Below are 16,776 nucleotides of genomic sequence, written 5' to 3' on the forward strand. Positions count from 1 at the left end.
CGCAGCGCTGACACGCGGTGGGACCGGCGTGTCGTTCGGTGCGCGCATCGGATCGCGGTCATCGCCTAGGCAGGGGCGGCAATAATCGCTGTTGCCCGAGAGGCAATCGGGTCAATTTTTGACCAGACGATAAAAAATTTGACCTTTTGAAAAACTGGCATCATTCTAATCTTCCACGAGCCGTCGAAGGCCGGAAGATCGCCGTCGCCGGCTCCCTGGAAGGTTTCGAGGGGGATGCGACGCATGAACGAAACCCGACCGTTCCGGCCCGATATCGGCGCAGGGCGCCTCGCTTCCGACAAGCTGGCGGGCAATTTCTCTGACATCCATCCGCCGCTCGAGCAGCACGAGGCGCTGGTCGAGGCCGATCGTTGCTATTTCTGCTACGACGCGCCGTGCATGACGGCCTGTCCGACGTCGATCGACATCCCGCTGTTCATCCGCGAGATCCAGGCCGGCAACCCGACCGGCGCGGCGAAGACCATCCTCTCGTCGAACATACTCGGCGGTATGTGCGCCCGGGTCTGCCCGACCGAGACCTTGTGCGAGGAGGTCTGTGTCCGCGAAGTGGGCGAGGGCAAGCCGGTGAAGATCGGCCTCCTGCAGCGCTATGCGACCGACCATCTGATGGAGGCGGGGGAGCATCCCTTCACCCGCGCCGAGCCGACCGGCAAGACGATCGCCGTGGTCGGCGCCGGGCCCGCCGGCCTCTCCTGCGCCCATCGGCTCGCCCTGCACGGTCACGACGTCACGCTCTATGACGCACGGCCCAAGCCCGGCGGCCTCAACGAATATGGCATCGCCGCCTACAAGGCGACGGAACAGTTCGCCCAGCGCGAAGTGGACTTCATCCTCTCCATCGGCGGCATCACGCTGGAGACCGGCAAGGCGCTCGGTCGCGACATCCATCTCGCCGATCTGCGCCGCGACTACGACGCGGTCTTCCTCGGGCTCGGTCTGGCCGGCGTCAACGCCCTCGGCGCCGAGGGCGAGACGAGCAGCGGTTCGGCCGACGCCGTCGCTTGGATCGCGGATCTCCGCCAGACCACCGATCTCACCAACCTGCCGGTCGGCCGCCGCGTCGTCGTCATCGGCGGCGGCATGACCGCCGTCGACGCGGCCGTGCAGGCCAAGGCGCTCGGCGCGGAGGAGGTGACCATTGCCTATCGCCGGGGCCAGGACGCCATGAACGCCTCGGCCTACGAGCAGGAGATCGCCCAGACCCGCGGCGTGCAGATCCGCTGCCATCTGCAGCCAAAGCGCATTCTCGCCGAGGGGGGCCATGTCCGCGGCATCGAACTGGAGCGCACGACCATCGAGAACGGCCGGCTGACGGGCACCGGCGAGACGGTGACCATCGAGGCCGACCAGATCTTCAAGGCGATCGGCCAGAGCTTCCTGCCCGATGGCCTCGACGACGAGAGCGACGGCATCGCGCTGGAGCGCGGGCGCATCCGCGTCGATGCCGAGCGACGCACGTCGCTCAAGGGCGTGTGGGCCGGCGGCGACTGCATTTTCGAGGGCGAGGACCTCACCGTCGTGGCCGTCGAGGACGGCAAGGTCGCAGCCGAAAGCATCCATGCGGAGCTGGCGGCGGAGAAGGGGCTCGGCGCCCGGATCGCTGGTGTCATGTCCGATGCGGTCGAAGCACTGACCCCCGGTCGGATCTAGGGAGAACGAGCCATGGCCAATCTCGCGACGAACTTTCTCGGCATCTCCTCGCCGAATCCGTTCTGGCTCGCCTCGGCGCCGCCGACCGACAAGGAATACAATGTCCAGCGCGCCTTCGAGCAGGGCTGGGGCGGGGTCGTCTGGAAGACCCTCGGCGAGGACCCGCCGGTGGTCAATGTCAACGGCCCGCGCTACGGCGCGATCTATGGCCCGGACCGGCGGCTGCTGGGTCTGAACAATATCGAGCTGATCACCGACAGGGCGCTCGATACGAACCTCGAGGAAATCGCGCGGGTCAAGCGCAACTGGCCCGATCGGGCGATGATCGTGTCGCTGATGGTGCCCTGCGAGGAGGCGCCCTGGCAGAAGATCCTCGCCCTCGTCGAGGAGACCGGCGCCGACGGTGTGGAACTGAATTTCGGCTGCCCGCACGGCATGAGCGAGCGCGGCATGGGCGCGGCGGTCGGTCAGGTGCCCGAATATATCGAGATGGTCGCGCGCTGGTGCAAGCAGCACTCGAAGCTGCCGGTCATCGTCAAGCTGACCCCGAACATCACCGACATCCGCTTTCCGGCCCGGGCGGCCAGGAAGGGCGGCGCCGACGCGGTGTCGCTGATCAACACCATCTCGTCGATCGTCTCCATCGACCTCGACAATTTCGCCCCGACCCCGTCCATCGACGGCAAGGGCAGCCATGGCGGCTATTGCGGCCCGGCGGTCAAGCCGATCGCGCTCAACATGGTGGCGGAGATCGCCCGCGATCCCGAGACGGCCGGAATGCCCATGTCGGGCATTGGCGGCATCACCACCTGGCGCGACGCGGCGGAGTTCATCGCGCTTGGCTGCGGCACCGTGCAGGTCTGCACGGCGGCGATGACCTACGGCTTCAAGGTGGTGAAGGAGATGAGCTCCGGCCTGTCCGACTGGATGGACGAGAAGGGCTATGCCTCGATCGAGGATTTCCGCGGCCGCGCCGCACCCAACGTCACCGACTGGCAGTATCTCAACCTCAACTACGTCACCAAGGCGCGGATCGACCAGGACAAGTGCATCTCCTGCGGGCGCTGCCACATCGCCTGCGAGGACACCTCGCATCAGGCGATCACCAGCATGGTCGACGGCATCCGCAAGTTCGAGGTGATCGACGAGGAATGCGTCGGCTGCAATCTGTGCGTCGACGTCTGCCCGGTCGAGGACTGCATCACCATGGAGCGGATCACCGGCTTCGATCCGCGCACCAAGCGGCCGATCCCCGACACCTACGGCAACTGGACGAGCCATCCGAACAATCCGATGGCGAAGGAGCGCCAGCAGCACGCCGCCGAGCCGGTGGTGCTGCCCGACGCCGCCGAGTGACGCGACACGGCGTCGCGCGGAGGCGACGGCCGTAGGCATCTCCTGGCTGACGGAGGGCGGCATCGGGACAAGCATCGGGGGGAGGGGACCGATTTGAGCGAACGCACCGATGCGGTCGTCGTGGGCGCTGGCCTGGCCGGACTGGTGGCGGCGAGCGAACTGGCCGACGCCGGACGCCGCGTCGTCATCGTTGATCAGGAGAGCGCCGATCATCTCGGCGGGCAGGCCTTCTGGTCGCTCGGTGGCCTGTTCATGGTGGACACCCCCGAACAGCGCCGCCTGGGCATTCGCGACAGCCGCGAACTGGCGCTGCAGGATTGGCTGGGCTCGGCCGGCTTCGACCGCGAGGAGGATCACTGGCCGCGCATCGTCGCCGAGGCCTATGTGGACTTCGCCGCCGGCGAGATGCGGTCCTGGCTGCATGCGATGGGCCTGCGCTGGTTTCCGGTCGTCGGCTGGGCCGAGCGCGGCGGCAGCCTGGCCACCGGCCATGGCAATTCCGTGCCGCGCTTTCACATCACCTGGGGTACCGGTCCCGGTGTGCTCGCGCCCTTCGAGCGGCGCGTGCGCGCGCACATGGCGGCCGGGCGCATCATCCTGAAAGGCCGCCACCGGGTCAGCGAATTGCGGATCGTCGATGGCACGGCGACGGGCGTTGCGGGCGAAATCCTCGCCCCGGCCACGACGGCCCGCGGAGAAACCTCGTCCCGCGCGGTGATCGGCGATTTCGAGATCGAGGCCGGCGCGATCCTGCTGACGGCCGGCGGGGTCGGCGGCAATCACGAGATGGTACGGTGCAACTGGCCGGTCGCGCGGCTCGGACCGGCGCCGCAGAAGATGATCTCGGGCGTTCCAGCCCATGTCGACGGTCGCATGCTGGAGATCGCCGAGGCGGCCGGCGGCCGCGTCATCAACCGCGACCGCATGTGGCACTATACCGAGGGTGTCACCAATCACGACCCGATCTGGCCGATGCACGGCATCCGCATCCTGCCCGGCCCGTCGTCCCTGTGGTTCGATGCGCTCGGCAATCGCATGGAGCCGCCGGCACTGCCGGGTTTCGACACGCTGGCGACCCTCAAGCGGATCCTGTCGACCGGCCATTGCCATTCCTGGTTCGTGCTGACCCAGTCGATCATCAAGAAGGAATTCGCGCTGTCCGGGTCCGAACAGAACCCGGACATGACCGGCAAGGACTGGCGCGCCGTGCTGCGCAACCGGCGCGGCCGCAATGCACCGCCACCGGTCGAGGCGTTCAAGCGGCATGGCGAGGATTTCGTCGTTGCCGACACATTGGGCGAACTGGTCGACGGCATGAACGCGATTGCCGGCGAGCCGAGGCTCGACCGGGCGCATCTGGAAGCGCAGATCGTCGCGCGCGATCGCGAGATCGCCAACCCCTTCTCCAAGGATGCGCAGATCATCGCGCTGCGCGGCGCCCGCCGGTATCTGGGCGACCGGCTGATCCGGACCGCCAGGCCCCATGCGATCCTCGATCCCGCCCATGGACCGCTGATCGCTGTCCGCCTGAACGTCCTGACGCGCAAGACTCTCGGCGGTCTTCATGCGGATCTGGACGGCCGGGTGCTCGCGGCGGACGATCGGCCCATCCCGGGATTGTATGCCGCTGGCGAGATCGCCGGCTTCGGCGGCGGCGGCTACCACGGATACAATGCGCTCGAAGGCGGCTTTCTTGGCGGCTGCCTGTTCTCCGGACGCCGCGCCGGCCGGTATGCAGCCAAAGCCACAGGTTGAAAAACCGGCGAAAATAATTCGCGCGACCCGTCGTCACGTAACCGTGAAGTAACCTAGCCGAAGCATTCTTCTGTCAGAACTGCTGCGTGCGCGTCGAGAATGCGGTTGCCTGAAATGGCAGCCGATTGGGAAATGAGCTGTATGTCGATCCATTTGCGTCTCATTATCGGCAGTTCGATCTTCGCGGTGCTGGCGCTCCTGTTCGCGGCCTTTTCCTATCATTCCCAGTCCGTCTCCCTCGGTTTCGCGCAGAATTTCTACGACGGCGGGATCGATCCGCTGGGGCGGCTTCAGGTCGCCAAGGGCAAGACGGTCGCATTGGCCGAGAGCCTCGGCGCCCAGGAGACAGCCAGCGGCAGCGACGCGCAGGTCCGGCTGGAACCGGCGATGCGCACCATCTCCTCGATCAAGGCCGACGTGCAGACAGCCCTCGCCCAGTCCGGCTCCGCCGAGGTTCAGGCCATCCTGTCCGAGCTCCTGTATCCGTTGAGCCGGCTGGAAGCCTCCGGCGGCAACATGTCGGCCCGCATGGCGGCCCGCGAGATCGCCAGCACCGCGCTGGTTCTCGACCGCGCGGTCACGGCGATGAACGCCGACCTGGTGCAGACCAAGGCCGAGGCGGTCGGCGCCATCGAAAGCGCGCGGTTGCGCAATTTCGCCGGCCTGGCTGCGATCCTCATCGGCATGGCGGGCTTTGCCGTCTTCCTGTCGCGCTCCGTCGGCGCCTCGCTGCGGCGGGTGTCGGGCCTTGCCCGCAACCTGGCCAGCGGCATCGAGTGCGACATGATCGAGGCCCGCGGCCCGAGCGAGGTGCGCGATGTTCTGAATGCCCTTCGCCAGATGCAGGAGCATTGCGAGAAGCTCGAGACGATGATGCTCGACAAGGTCGACCTGATGGCCGGCCGGCTCAACACGCAGCAGGACCAGCTGACCGCGGCCCTGAACAACATGACCCAGGCGCTCTGCATGCTGGACGGCCAGAAGCGCATGATCCTGTGCAACGAGACCTTCACCGAACTCTTCGGCGATCATCCGGCGGGCACCAACGCCCGCGACTTCTTCACCGATGCGCGGCTGACCGGCCGTGTCGCCCCGAACGACACGGCGTCGCATGTCCAGGAAGTCGGCGAGGGTCAGATCATGGAAGTGAAGCGTCGCGGCATGTCCGGCGACGGCCTTCTGATCACCTTCGAGGACATCACCGAGCGCGAGGCCATCGCCCGGCGCCTGCAGCATCTCTCCGGCCACGACGCCCTGACCGAACTGCCCAATCGCGGCGTCTTCGCCGAAATCCTCGACGAGGCGCTCGGCAAGGGCCGCAAGGCGCTGACCATCGCGGTCATCGACATTCGCGGCTTCAAGACCATCAACGACACCTATGGCCATCCCGTCGGCGACGCCATCCTGCGCCAGTGCGGTGCGCGGCTGATCGAGAAGGCCGGCACGAAGGCGACGGTTGCGCGCCTCGGCGGCAACGAATTCGCCGTCATCCTCCTCGGCGGCCGCTCCGCCGCCGATGCCGAGGATCTCGCTCGTTCGATGGTCGCCAGCTTCGACGAGCCCTTCGAGGTCGAGGGGCGCAACATCAGCGCCGCCGGCAGCGTCGGCGCCCTTTATGTTGCAGGCGGCAAGCGGCCCGTGGATCTCGACGCCGCGATCGCGCTGCAAAATTGCGACCTCGCGCTCTACCAGGCCAAGCAGTCGGCCGGCAGCAGCTACCGCATGTTCCAGCCGAGCATGCGCCAGAAGCTGCAGCAGCGCCGCGAACTGGAGATCGACCTGCAGAAGGCGATCGAAGAGGGCCAGTTCGAGCTGTTCTACCAGCCCTTCGTCGATACCGGGCGCCGCGCGATCAGCGGCTTCGAGGCCCTGCTGCGCTGGAACCACCCGGAACGCGGCCGCGTCAGCCCCTCCACCTTCATCCCGCTGGCCGAGGAAACCGGGCTGATTACCCAGATCGGCCTGTGGGCGCTGGAAACCGCCTGCGAGCAGGCGTCGAGCTGGGTCAGCGATCTCGCCATCTCGGTCAACCTCTCGGCGGTGCAGTTCAAGAGCCCGACCCTCGTCGCCGATGTGCGGCGCGTTCTGGCCAAGTCCGGGCTGCAGCCGTCGCGACTGCAGATCGAGGTCACCGAATCCCTGTTCCTCGACGAGGGCGACAAGGTGCTCTCGATCCTGACGGAATTCCGCCGGATGGGCCTGACCATCTCGATGGACGATTTCGGCACCGGCTATTCCTCGCTCGGCTATCTGAACCGCTTCCCCTTCGACAAGATCAAGATCGACCAGTCCTTCGTGCGCGACATGTCGCGGCCGGAGAACATCGCCATCGTGCGTTCGGTCATCGGCCTGTCCAACGCCCTCGACATGCGGGTCATCGCCGAGGGTATCGAGACGCCGGAGCAGATGCGCATTCTCTACGCCGAGGGATGCCGCGAGATGCAGGGCTATTATTTCTCGCGGCCGCGCCCGGCTTCGGACCTGCCGAAGATGCTGGTCGAGATCGCCGACCGCTGGCCGCATGAATTCGAGGCGCTGACCCAGGACGCGATCGAGCCGCGCAGCACCGCGGCCACCGCCGCCTGAGCGGTGGGCGAGCGCAATCCGTCCGACCGCGAGTGAACGTCAATCCCGTGGCCGGATGCCGTTGAGGACGACCGACAGCACGGCCTGCGCGGTCTGCTCGCGGAAGCCGGGCGCATCGACCTGACGGCCGACGATCGCGCGGATCTGCACGTCGAAATCGGCATAGTGCTGGGTCGTCGCCCAGATCATGAAGATCAGATGGTACGGATCGACCGGTGCGAGCTGGCCACGATCGACCCAGTCCCGAATGACCCGCGCCTTCACGTCGACGAGCTGCTTGAGCCGGGTGGCGAGAAAGTCGCCGACCACCGGGGCCCCGGCCAGGACCTCGTTGGCGAACAGGCGCGAGGCGGCCGGATTGTCTTCCGACATGGCGAGCTTGGCGGTGATGTAGCGGCGCAGCTCCTCGATCGGGTCGCCGTCGGCGTTCATCGCTTCCAGCGGCGCCAGCCAGTCGTCCAGCGTGTGCTCCAGCACCGCCCGGTAGATGTCCTGCTTGCGGCGGAAATAATAGAGGAGATTCGGCTTCGACATCTTCGCCCGCACGGCGATCTGGTCGACGGTCGATCCCCGGAAGCCGTTGACCGAAAACACTTCGAGCGCGGCGTCCAGGATGATCTCGCGGTTGATCGCCTGGATGCGGGTCGGCTGGCGGTCGCCATGCGGCAACTCTGTGCCGGAATGCTCGACTGTCTGGTCCACGCGTTCCGCCCTCTCCAAACCGGAGTCTGCCCGCCTATTTTGCACTGCGATATTCTGCGCAGATCTTCAGCAGGACGCTTGACCGATTCCTGACGACCTTCTAGCCTCGCTTTTGACCAATTAGTCAAGATTTCGGACGATCCGGGCTTCGGAACCGTCCCATTGAGGCGGCAGCCGATGAACGAGAACGCACCGATCGCGCCCAACAATCTCGAAGCCTTCTGGATGCCGTTCACCGCGAACCGGCAGTTCAAGCAGACGCCGCGCATGTTCGTCGCGGCCAAGGACATGCACTACACCACGTCCGACGGGCGCCAGGTACTGGATGGCACCGCCGGCCTGTGGTGCGTCAATGCCGGCCATTGCCGGCCGCGGATCGTCGAGGCGATCCAGAAGCAGGCGGCCGAGCTCGACTACGCGCCGGCCTTCCAGATGGGACATCCGAAGGCCTTCGAACTGGCCTCGCGCCTTGCCGCGATCGCGCCGTCCGGCCTCGACCACGTGTTCTTCACCAATTCCGGCTCCGAGTCGGTCGAGACCGCGCTGAAGATCGCGCTCGCCTATCACCGGGCGAAGGGCGATGGAGCCCGCTTCCGCCTGATCGGGCGTGAGCGCGGCTATCACGGGGTCAATTTCGGCGGCATCTCGGTCGGCGGCATTGTCGGCAACCGCAAGATGTTCGGCACGCTCCTGACCGGCGTCGACCACATGCGCCACACCCACGATCCGGTCCGCAACGGCTATTCCAGCGGCGAGACCGAGCATGGCGCCGAACTGGCCGACGACCTCCTGCGCATCGCCACCCTGCACGATCCCTCCACCATCGCGGCGGTGATCGTCGAGCCGGTGGCCGGTTCGACCGGCGTCCTGCCGCCGCCGAAGGGCTATCTGAAGCGGCTGCGCGAGATCTGCGACCAGCACGGTATCCTGCTCATCTTCGACGAGGTGATCACCGGCTACGGGCGCATGGGCACGGCCTTCGCCGCCGATTATTTCGGCGTGACACCGGACATCATGGTCACCGCCAAGGGCCTGACCAACGGCGTCATCCCGATGGGCGCAGTCTATGTGAAGGACGAGATCTACGACGCCTTCATGGGCGGCGCCGAGCATCTGATCGAGTTCGCTCACGGCTATACCTATTCCGGCAACCCGATCGCCGCGGCGGCGGGTCTCGCAACGCTGGAGACCTACAAGGAAGACGGGCTGTTCGAGCGGGCGAAGGCGCTGGAGCCGGTCTGGGCCGAGGCGATCCATTCGCTGAAGGGCGAGCCCCATGTGATCGACATCCGCACCATCGGCCTGATCGGCGCCATCGAGCTGGAGCCGATCGCCGGGGAGCCGACCAAGCGGGCCTTCTCGGCCTTCCTGGAAGCCTACGAAAAGGGGCTGCTGATCCGCACGACCGGCGATATCATCGCCCTGTCGCCGCCGCTGATGATCTCCGAGGACCAGATCGGCGAGATCGTCGAGACGCTGCGCGGCATTCTGAAGACCCTCGCCTGACGGCACCGCAACAGATCGAGAGAGTGACCCCATGAGCCCAGCCACCAATCTCCAGATCGACGGCGACCGCCTCTGGGATTCGCTGATGGAGATGGCGAAGATCGGCCCGGGCATCGCCGGCGGAAACAACCGCCAGACCCTGACCGACGAGGACGCCGAGGGGCGGTCGCTCTTCAAGGCATGGTGCGAGGCGGCCGGACTGACCATGGGCCTCGACACGATGGGCAACATGTTCGCCCGCCGCGAAGGCACCGATCCCGAGGCGCTGCCGGTCTATGTCGGCAGTCATCTCGATACCCAGCCGACCGGCGGCAAGTACGACGGCGTCCTCGGCGTGCTGGCCGGCCTCGAACTGGTGCGCACCCTCAACGACCTCAATATCCGCACTCGGCATCCGATCGTCGTCACCAACTGGACGAACGAGGAGGGCACCCGCTTTGCCCCGGCCATGCTGGCCTCGGGTGTCTTCGCCGGCGTTCTGGAAGAGAGCTGGGCCAAGGACCGCAAGGACGCCGTCGGCAAGAGCTTCGGCGCCGAACTCGAGCGGATCGGGTGGCAGGGCGACGAGCCGGTCGGCAGCCGCAAGATGAAGGCGTTCTTCGAGTTGCACATCGAGCAGGGGCCGATTCTGGAGGACGAGGGGATCGACATTGGCGTCGTCACCCACGGACAGGGGCTCTACTGGCTGGAGGTCACCCTGACCGGCAAGGAGAGCCACACCGGCTCGACGCCGATGTACAAGCGGCGCAATGCCGGCCTCGGCATGGCGCGGGTCATCGAGCTCGTCCATGAGGTGGCGATGGATTACCAGCCGAACGCCGTCGGCACGATCGGCCAGATCGACGTCCATCCGAACTCCCGCAACATCATTCCCGGCCGCTGCGTCTTCACCGTCGACATCCGCTCGCCGTCCAAGGACACCCTCGACACGATGCGCGAGCGCATCGAGGACGGCATCGACCTGATCGCCGACGCGCTCGACATCGACGTGTCCGTCGACGAGGTCGGCCATTTCGATCCGGTGACCTTCGACGAAACCTGCGTGACGGCCATCCGCGACGCCGCCGAGGCGCTCGGCTATTCCCACCGTAACATCGTCTCGGGGGCCGGCCACGACGCCTGCTGGATCAACCGCGTTGCGCCGACCGCCATGGTCATGTGCCCCTGTGTCGACGGCCTGTCCCACAACGAGGCGGAAGAGATTTCCAAGGAATGGGCGACGGCCGGCGCCAACGTCCTGATGCGCGCGGTCGTGGAGACTGCGGGCATCGTGGAGTAGGCTGGACCGGGATCGCGCAACGCCAGGAGGTCGTCATGGGCAGGCCGAAGGAACTGACCGAAGCGGAACGGGCCGATCTTCTGGCTCGCGGATTTCAGCCTGTCGAAATGTGGGTGCCGAACTGGAACGATCCGGCCTTTCAGGCGCAGTTGGACAAGGACTGCCGGGCGATCAATGCGGCGGATCGCCGGTCGGGAGAGATCGATCGCCTGTCGGACGAGGTCGCCGATCTGTGGGACGATCTTCCTCAATGAGGAGAGGGGATGTCGTGCTCGTCTCGGGGAACGGAGACTACGGCAAGGCCAGGCCGGCCGTTGTCGTGCACGCCGACCATTTCGCCGAGCATCTTGGCAGCGTCACGGTCGTTCCCTTCACCACCGATCTTGGCAAGGACATCTCTATCCGCATTCCCGTAGAGCCGGCGCCGTCGAACGGATTGCGGGAGCGTTCGCAGCTGATGGTCGACAAGCTCCAGACCTATCCGCGCGAAAAGGTCTATGCGCCGATCGGCAGTGTCGACCCGGACCGCATGCTTGAGGTCGACCGGGCCCTGATGATCTTCCTGCAACTGGCAGGCGTCGTCGGCGCGGCGCCTTCCAATCTTCCATCGTCCAGCCAGGAGTCACCATGACCATCGTCATCAAGGGCGGCACGATCGTAACCGCCGATCTCACCTACAAGGCCGACATCCTGATCGATGGCGACACCATCGCGGCGATCGGTCCCGACCTGTCGGGCGACGAGGTGATCGACGCCTCCGGCACCTATGTCATGCCCGGCGGCATCGACCCCCACACCCATATGGAAATGCCCTTCATGGGCACCCATTCGGCGGACGATTTCGATTCCGGCTCGGCGGCGGCGCTGGCCGGCGGCACCACCATGACCGTCGATTTCTGCCTGCCTGCCCCCGACCAGGGGCCGCTGGACGCGCTGCAGACCTGGTTCCAGAAGGCCGGTCCGGCCCGCACCGACTATTCCTTCCACATGGGCGTGACCTGGTGGGGCCAGAAATATTTCGACGAGATGCCCAAGGTGGTCGAGGCCGGCATTAACACCTTCAAGCACTTCATGGCCTACAAGGGCGCGCTGATGGTGAATGACGACGAGATGTTCGCGTCCTTCACCCGCTGCGCCGAGCTCGGCGCCATGCCGCTGGTCCATGCCGAGAACGGCGACGTCGTCGCCTTCCTGCAGCAGAAATTGCTCGCCGAGGGCAATAACGGGCCGGAGGGCCACGCCTATTCGCGCCCGCCCGAGGTCGAGGGCGAGGCGGTCAACCGCGCCATCATGATCGCCGATCAGGCGGGCGTCCCGCTCTACGTGGTCCACACCTCCTGCGAACAGGCCCATGAAGCGATCCGCCGGGCCCGCCAGAAGGGCATGCGGGTCTATGGCGAGCCGCTGATCCAGCATCTGGTGCTGGACGAGAGCGAGTATTTCCATCCCGACTGGCAGCACGCCGCCCGCCGGGTGATGTCGCCGCCCTTCCGCGACAAGAAGAACCAGGATTCGCTTTGGGCGGGCCTCGCGGCCGGCTCCTTGCAGGTCGTCGCCACCGACCATTGCGCCTTCACCGACGAGCAGAAGCGCATGGGGCTCGGCGACTTCACCAAGATCCCCAACGGCACCGGGGGCCTCGAAGACCGGCTGGCGGTCCTGTGGACAAAGGGCGTCGGCACCGGCCGGCTAACGATGAACGAGTTCGTCGCCGTCACGTCCACCAACATCGCCAAGATCCTCAACATCTATCCGAAGAAGGGCGCGATTCTCGTCGGGGCCGACGCCGATCTGGTGATCTTCGACCCGGCCGCCACCAAGACCATCTCGGCCAAGACCCAGAAATCGGTGATCGAATACAACGTCTTCGAGGGCATCGAACTGACCGGCCTGCCGGTGATGACGCTCTCGCGCGGCCGCCTCGCCTTCAAGGAGGGCGACGTGCGGGCCGAAAAGGGCAATGGCCGCTTCGTCGAGCGTCCGGCCAGCGCGCCCGCCGCCAAGGCGCTGTCGACCTGGAAGGAACTCACCGCGCCGCGCAAGATCGAGCGCACCGGCATTCCGGCGAGCGGGGTCTGACAGTTTGAGCCAGACCACGTCCCGATCGACCGAGCCGTCTGCCGCGGCCGCCGCGCCGGTCATCGAAGCCCGCAATCTCGACCTCGTCTTCGAGACCGCCGACACGCCGGTCCATGCGCTGAAGGGCATCGACCTCACCGTGAACAGCGGCGAGTTCGTCTCCTTCATCGGGCCGTCCGGCTGCGGCAAGACCACGCTGCTCAGGGTCATCGCCGACCTGGAGCAGCCGACCGGCGGATCGATCTCGGTCAACGGCATGACGCCCGACCAGGCGCGCCAGGCGCGGGCCTATGGCTATGTCTTCCAGGCCGCGGCGCTCTATCCCTGGCGCACCATCGAGAAGAACGTCGCACTGCCGCTGGAAATCATGGGCTTCGACCGGGCCGAGCGGAAACGCCGGATCGACGCCAATCTCGAACTGGTCGGCCTTGCCGGCTTCGGCCGCAAATATCCCTGGCAATTGTCCGGCGGCATGCAGCAGCGGGCCTCGATCGCCCGCGCCCTGTGCTTCGACCCGGACCTCCTCCTGATGGACGAACCCTTCGGCGCGCTCGACGAGATCGTCCGCGACCATCTCAACGAGGAACTGCTGAAGCTTTGGGCCAAGACCCGGAAGACTGTCGTCTTCGTGACGCACTCGATCCCCGAGGCAGTGTTCCTGTCGACACGGATCGTGGTGATGAGCCCGCGGCCGGGTCGCATTCACGAGATCATCGACTGCGATCTCGGGCCGGACCGTCCCCTCGACATCCGCGACACGCCGGAATTCCTCGCCATCGCCCACCAGGTGCGCGAGGGACTGCGGGCAGGGCACGGCTATGACTGAGCGGTGCCGATGACGCCGCCGTCGACCCCCATCGCCGAGCCGGGCGCGGCCATCGGCTATGCTGGTCCGCTGCGGCGGCTGGGCCGGCGCATGCGCGACGGGCGGACCGTGCCGGTTCTCACCGTCGTCCTGGCGATCCTCGCCATCTGGTATCTCGCCGCCATCGGGATGAACTGGGCGACCGAGACGGTGAAGCTGGAGCGCGCCGGCGAGGCCTATGGCGCCCTCGACACGGTCGCCGCCACCTGGTCGGCGGAGCGGCCGGTGTTGCCGGCGCCGCACCAGATCGTCGTGGAAATCTGGAACTCGACGGTGGGGGTGAAACCGTCCTCGCCGCGTTCGCTGCTCTACCACGCCTGGGTGACGCTCTCCTCGACGCTGCTCGGCTTCCTCATCGGCACCGCGCTGGGCGTGCTCCTGGCCGTCGGCATCCTCAATTCGCGCACGCTCGACAAGAGCCTGATGCCCTGGATCATCGCCTCGCAGACCATCCCGATCCTCGCCATCGCGCCGATGGTGATCGTCGTCCTCAATTCGGTCGGCGTGACCGGCCTTCTGCCCAAGGCGATCATTTCAACCTACCTGTCCTTCTTCCCGGTCGCGGTCGGCATGGTGAAGGGGCTGCGCTCGCCCGACGCGATGCTGATCGATCTGATGCACACCTATTCGGCGACCCGCCGCCAGACGCTGGTCAAGCTGCGCTGGCCGGCGTCCATGCCGTTCCTGTTCACCTCCATGAAGGTGGCCGTGGCAGCGGCTCTCGTCGGGGCCATTGTCGGCGAACTGCCGACCGGCGCGGTCGCCGGTCTCGGCGCGCGGCTTCTGGCCGGCTCCTATTATGGCCAGACCATCCAGATCTGGTCGGCGCTCGTCGCCGCTGCGATCATGGCGGGCGTCCTCGTCTGGCTGATCGGGCTCGGCGAAAAGGCGTCGCTCAAGCGCATGGGGGCCCGGCCATGAGCGCCGCGCGGAACGGCGCCGGCCCCGGTCCCGGCGCGATCGCCCTGACCGGCGGCCTTGCGGCAATGGCGGCGATCGCCGCCCTGACGCTGCTCGGCGTGAACCAGCGTGGCCCGCTTCTGATCCTGGCGATCCTCGCCTTCTGGGCCGCCTCCTGGCGGCTGACCGTCAGTCTCGCCGCGATCGAGCCGCGGGGGCGGGCGGGGCACGTCGCGCTCCAGGTACTCATCCCGGTCGTCTTCGGCGTCTCGCTGCTGTTCCTCTGGGAGTTCGTGGTGCGGGCGCTGCAGGTGCCGATCGTGCTCCTGCCGGCCCCGTCCGACATCGGTGTCAGGATCGCCAACTCGCTGCCGATCCTGTGGGTCGACTTCGTCCAGACGTTCCTGAAAGCGGTGGTGGCGGGCTACGTCATCGGCTGTGCAAGCGGTTTCGCCGTCGCGGTGCTGGTCGATCGCTCGTCCTTCTTGAAGCGCGGGCTTCTGCCGGTCGGCAATCTCGTCTCGGCGCTGCCCATCGTCGGCGTCGCGCCGATCATGGTGATGTGGTTCGGCTTCGACTGGCCGTCCAAGGCCGCCGTGGTCGTGGTGATGACCTTCTTCCCCATGCTGGTGAACACCGTCGCCGGCCTGTCGGCGGCCGGGGCGATGGAGCGCGACCTGATGCGCACCTATGCCGCCGGCCCCTGGCAGAGCCTTCTGAAGCTGCGGCTGCCGGCGGCCATGCCCTTCATCTTCAACGCGCTGAAGATCAACTCGACCCTCGCCCTGATCGGTGCAATCGTGGCGGAGTTCTTCGGCACGCCGATCGTCGGCATGGGCTTTCGCATCTCGACCGAGATCGGCCGGATGAACACCGACATGGTCTGGGCCGAGATCGCGGTCGCCGCGCTCGCGGGTTCGCTGACCTATGGCATTCTGTCCGTTATCGAGCGGATCACGACTTTCTGGCATCCGTCCTACCGCAAGGGCTAGGCGGCGACGCAACGCAGCAGCAAAGGAGAATGCGCATGAGGAAGCTACTGGCAGGCGCCACGGTGGCGTTGGCAGGTCTTGGTCTGGCGATGCCCGCAATGGCGCAGGATGCGCTGACGCTGCAGCTCAAATGGGTCACCCAGGCGCAGTTCGCCGGCTATTACGTCGCCAAGGAGAAAGGCTTCTACGAGGAGGCCGATCTCGACGTCACCATCAAGCCGGGCGGACCCGACATCGCTCCGGTCCAGGTGCTGGCCGGTGGCGGCGCCGACATCGTCGTCGACTGGATGCCGTCGGCGCTGGCCGCCCGCGAAAAGGGCGTCGCGCTGGTCAACATCGCCCAGCCCTTCGAGCGCTCGGGCATGATGCTGACCTGTCGCAAGGAGACCGGCATCGAGAAGCCCGCCGACTTCAAGGGCAAGACCCTCGGCGTCTGGTTCTCGGGCAACGAATATCCGTTCCTGTCCTGGATGTCGCAGCTCGGCCTGTCGACCGAAGGCGGCGACGAGGGCGTCACCGTCATCAAGCAGGGCTTCAATGTCGATCCGCTGATCCAGAAGCAGGCCGACTGCATCTCAACCATGACCTACAACGAATACGGCCAGGTTCTGGACGCCGGCATCCCGGCCGAGGAACTGGTGGTGTTCAACTACACCGACCAGGGCGTCGCGACGCTCGAGGACGGCCTCTATGTCCTCGAGGAGGATCTGCAGAAGCCGGAGATGGTGGACGCCTATGCCCGCTTCGTGAAGGCGTCGATGAAGGGCTGGTCCTATGCGGCCGAAAACCCGGAAGAGGCGGCCGAGATCGTTCTCGACAACGACATGACCGGTGCCCAGACCATGGCGCACCAGACCTTCATGATGGGCGAGATCGCCAAGCTCCTCGGTGACGACGGCGCGCTCGACACGGCGGCGGCTGACAACACCGTCGGCGTCCTGATGTCGGGCGGCTCCGACCCGGTGATCACAAAGGAGCCCGAGGGCGCCTGGACCAGCGTCGTCACCGACAAGGCTGCCGAGATGGACTGACCGCCTGCCGGTCAGTACGGACAAGCGAAAGGCCGGGGCATGTCCCCGGCCTTT

15 protein-coding genes are annotated in these 16,776 nt (G+C 66.5%); 13 read left to right on the forward strand and 2 right to left on the reverse strand.

Annotated features, from left to right (window positions below):
- Window positions 1-65: 65 nt before the first annotated feature.
- On the reverse strand, window positions 66-245 hold the full coding sequence (locus tag H9Q09_RS09470) for a hypothetical protein (RefSeq protein WP_187390825.1): 180 nt from the start codon (window positions 243-245) through the stop codon (window positions 66-68).
- On the opposite strand from H9Q09_RS09470, the gene H9Q09_RS09475 reads away from it, so the two are divergent.
- From H9Q09_RS09475 to H9Q09_RS09490, 4 genes are all read left to right on the forward strand, one after another.
- Window positions 244-1,671: an NAD(P)-dependent oxidoreductase gene (locus tag H9Q09_RS09475; protein ID WP_024350286.1), complete on the forward strand. Its 1,428-nt coding sequence runs from the start codon at window positions 244-246 to the stop codon at window positions 1,669-1,671. The two genes, H9Q09_RS09470 and H9Q09_RS09475, sit on opposite strands and share 2 nt — an antisense overlap.
- Before the next feature lie 12 nt (window positions 1,672-1,683).
- Window positions 1,684-3,027, forward strand: a complete 1,344-nt coding sequence (gene preA / locus H9Q09_RS09480) for an NAD-dependent dihydropyrimidine dehydrogenase subunit PreA (RefSeq protein WP_024350287.1) — start codon at window positions 1,684-1,686, stop codon at window positions 3,025-3,027.
- 93 nt (window positions 3,028-3,120) lie between these two features.
- Window positions 3,121-4,782 (forward strand): FAD-binding dehydrogenase, encoded by a 1,662-nt coding sequence (locus tag H9Q09_RS09485; RefSeq protein WP_024350288.1) that lies wholly within the window; start codon window positions 3,121-3,123, stop codon window positions 4,780-4,782.
- 141 nt (window positions 4,783-4,923) lie between these two features.
- Window positions 4,924-7,368, forward strand: a complete 2,445-nt coding sequence (locus H9Q09_RS09490; protein WP_246716078.1) for an EAL domain-containing protein — start codon at window positions 4,924-4,926, stop codon at window positions 7,366-7,368.
- Between the two features lie 39 nt (window positions 7,369-7,407).
- Here the strand turns inward: H9Q09_RS09490 and H9Q09_RS09495 are convergent, their stop codons facing one another.
- Window positions 7,408-8,070, reverse strand: coding sequence for a TetR family transcriptional regulator C-terminal domain-containing protein (locus H9Q09_RS09495; protein ID WP_024350290.1), 663 nt, complete (start codon window positions 8,068-8,070; stop codon window positions 7,408-7,410).
- 177 nt (window positions 8,071-8,247) lie between these two features.
- Here H9Q09_RS09495 and H9Q09_RS09500 point away from each other — a divergent pair, with 177 nt between their 5' ends.
- The 9 genes from H9Q09_RS09500 (at window position 8,248) to H9Q09_RS09540 (ending at window position 16,722) form a co-directional block, all read left to right on the forward strand.
- On the forward strand, window positions 8,248-9,576 hold the full coding sequence (locus H9Q09_RS09500; protein ID WP_024350291.1) for an aspartate aminotransferase family protein: 1,329 nt from the start codon (window positions 8,248-8,250) through the stop codon (window positions 9,574-9,576).
- A 31-nt stretch (window positions 9,577-9,607) separates the two neighbouring features.
- Entirely contained in the window at window positions 9,608-10,855 is a 1,248-nt protein-coding gene (locus H9Q09_RS09505; RefSeq protein WP_187390827.1) for a Zn-dependent hydrolase, read from the forward strand.
- A 35-nt stretch (window positions 10,856-10,890) separates the two neighbouring features.
- On the forward strand, window positions 10,891-11,109 hold the full coding sequence (locus H9Q09_RS09510; RefSeq protein WP_187390828.1) for an antitoxin MazE-like protein: 219 nt from the start codon (window positions 10,891-10,893) through the stop codon (window positions 11,107-11,109).
- The gene (locus H9Q09_RS09515; RefSeq protein WP_348646293.1) at window positions 11,088-11,486 is read left to right on the forward strand and encodes a type II toxin-antitoxin system PemK/MazF family toxin; all 399 of its coding nucleotides are present in this window, start codon (window positions 11,088-11,090) and stop codon (window positions 11,484-11,486) included. Before H9Q09_RS09510 ends, H9Q09_RS09515 begins: the two co-directional genes overlap by 22 nt.
- The gene (hydA, locus tag H9Q09_RS09520; RefSeq protein ID WP_187390829.1) at window positions 11,483-12,934 is read left to right on the forward strand and encodes a dihydropyrimidinase; all 1,452 of its coding nucleotides are present in this window, start codon (window positions 11,483-11,485) and stop codon (window positions 12,932-12,934) included. The genes H9Q09_RS09515 and hydA overlap by 4 nt, the downstream gene beginning before the upstream one ends.
- Before the next feature lie 4 nt (window positions 12,935-12,938).
- Entirely contained in the window at window positions 12,939-13,760 is an 822-nt protein-coding gene (locus H9Q09_RS09525) for an ABC transporter ATP-binding protein (RefSeq protein WP_187390830.1), read from the forward strand.
- Window positions 13,761-13,769: 9 nt separating this feature from the next.
- Window positions 13,770-14,720: an ABC transporter permease gene (locus H9Q09_RS09530; RefSeq protein WP_187390831.1), complete on the forward strand. Its 951-nt coding sequence runs from the start codon at window positions 13,770-13,772 to the stop codon at window positions 14,718-14,720.
- A 65-nt stretch (window positions 14,721-14,785) separates the two neighbouring features.
- Complete coding sequence (locus H9Q09_RS09535) at window positions 14,786-15,691, forward strand: ABC transporter permease (protein ID WP_210315295.1); 906 nt, start codon at window positions 14,786-14,788, stop codon at window positions 15,689-15,691.
- A 35-nt stretch (window positions 15,692-15,726) separates the two neighbouring features.
- Window positions 15,727-16,722: an ABC transporter substrate-binding protein gene (locus H9Q09_RS09540; RefSeq protein ID WP_024350298.1), complete on the forward strand. Its 996-nt coding sequence runs from the start codon at window positions 15,727-15,729 to the stop codon at window positions 16,720-16,722.
- Window positions 16,723-16,776 lie beyond the last annotated feature (54 nt).

It is taken from the genome of Aurantimonas sp. DM33-3, from assembly GCF_014334315.1.
GTDB lineage: Bacteria > Pseudomonadota > Alphaproteobacteria > Rhizobiales > Rhizobiaceae > Aurantimonas > Aurantimonas coralicida.

Coding starts and splice junctions, on each gene's coding strand:
- H9Q09_RS09535 (WP_210315295.1), top strand. CDS start 14,786: ATGGCGGCGATCGCCGCCCTGACGCTGCTCGGCGTGAACCAGCGTGGC.
- H9Q09_RS09475 (WP_024350286.1), top strand. CDS start 244: ATGAACGAAACCCGACCGTTCCGGCCCGATATCGGCGCAGGGCGCCTC.
- H9Q09_RS09510 (WP_187390828.1), top strand. CDS start 10,891: ATGGGCAGGCCGAAGGAACTGACCGAAGCGGAACGGGCCGATCTTCTG.
- H9Q09_RS09490 (WP_246716078.1), top strand. CDS start 4,924: ATGTCGATCCATTTGCGTCTCATTATCGGCAGTTCGATCTTCGCGGTG.
- H9Q09_RS09530 (WP_187390831.1), top strand. CDS start 13,770: ATGACGCCGCCGTCGACCCCCATCGCCGAGCCGGGCGCGGCCATCGGC.
- preA (WP_024350287.1), top strand. CDS start 1,684: ATGGCCAATCTCGCGACGAACTTTCTCGGCATCTCCTCGCCGAATCCG.
- H9Q09_RS09500 (WP_024350291.1), top strand. CDS start 8,248: ATGAACGAGAACGCACCGATCGCGCCCAACAATCTCGAAGCCTTCTGG.
- H9Q09_RS09540 (WP_024350298.1), top strand. CDS start 15,727: ATGAGGAAGCTACTGGCAGGCGCCACGGTGGCGTTGGCAGGTCTTGGT.
- H9Q09_RS09505 (WP_187390827.1), top strand. CDS start 9,608: ATGAGCCCAGCCACCAATCTCCAGATCGACGGCGACCGCCTCTGGGAT.
- H9Q09_RS09470 (WP_187390825.1), bottom strand. CDS start 245: ATGCGTCGCATCCCCCTCGAAACCTTCCAGGGAGCCGGCGACGGCGAT.
- hydA (WP_187390829.1), top strand. CDS start 11,483: ATGACCATCGTCATCAAGGGCGGCACGATCGTAACCGCCGATCTCACC.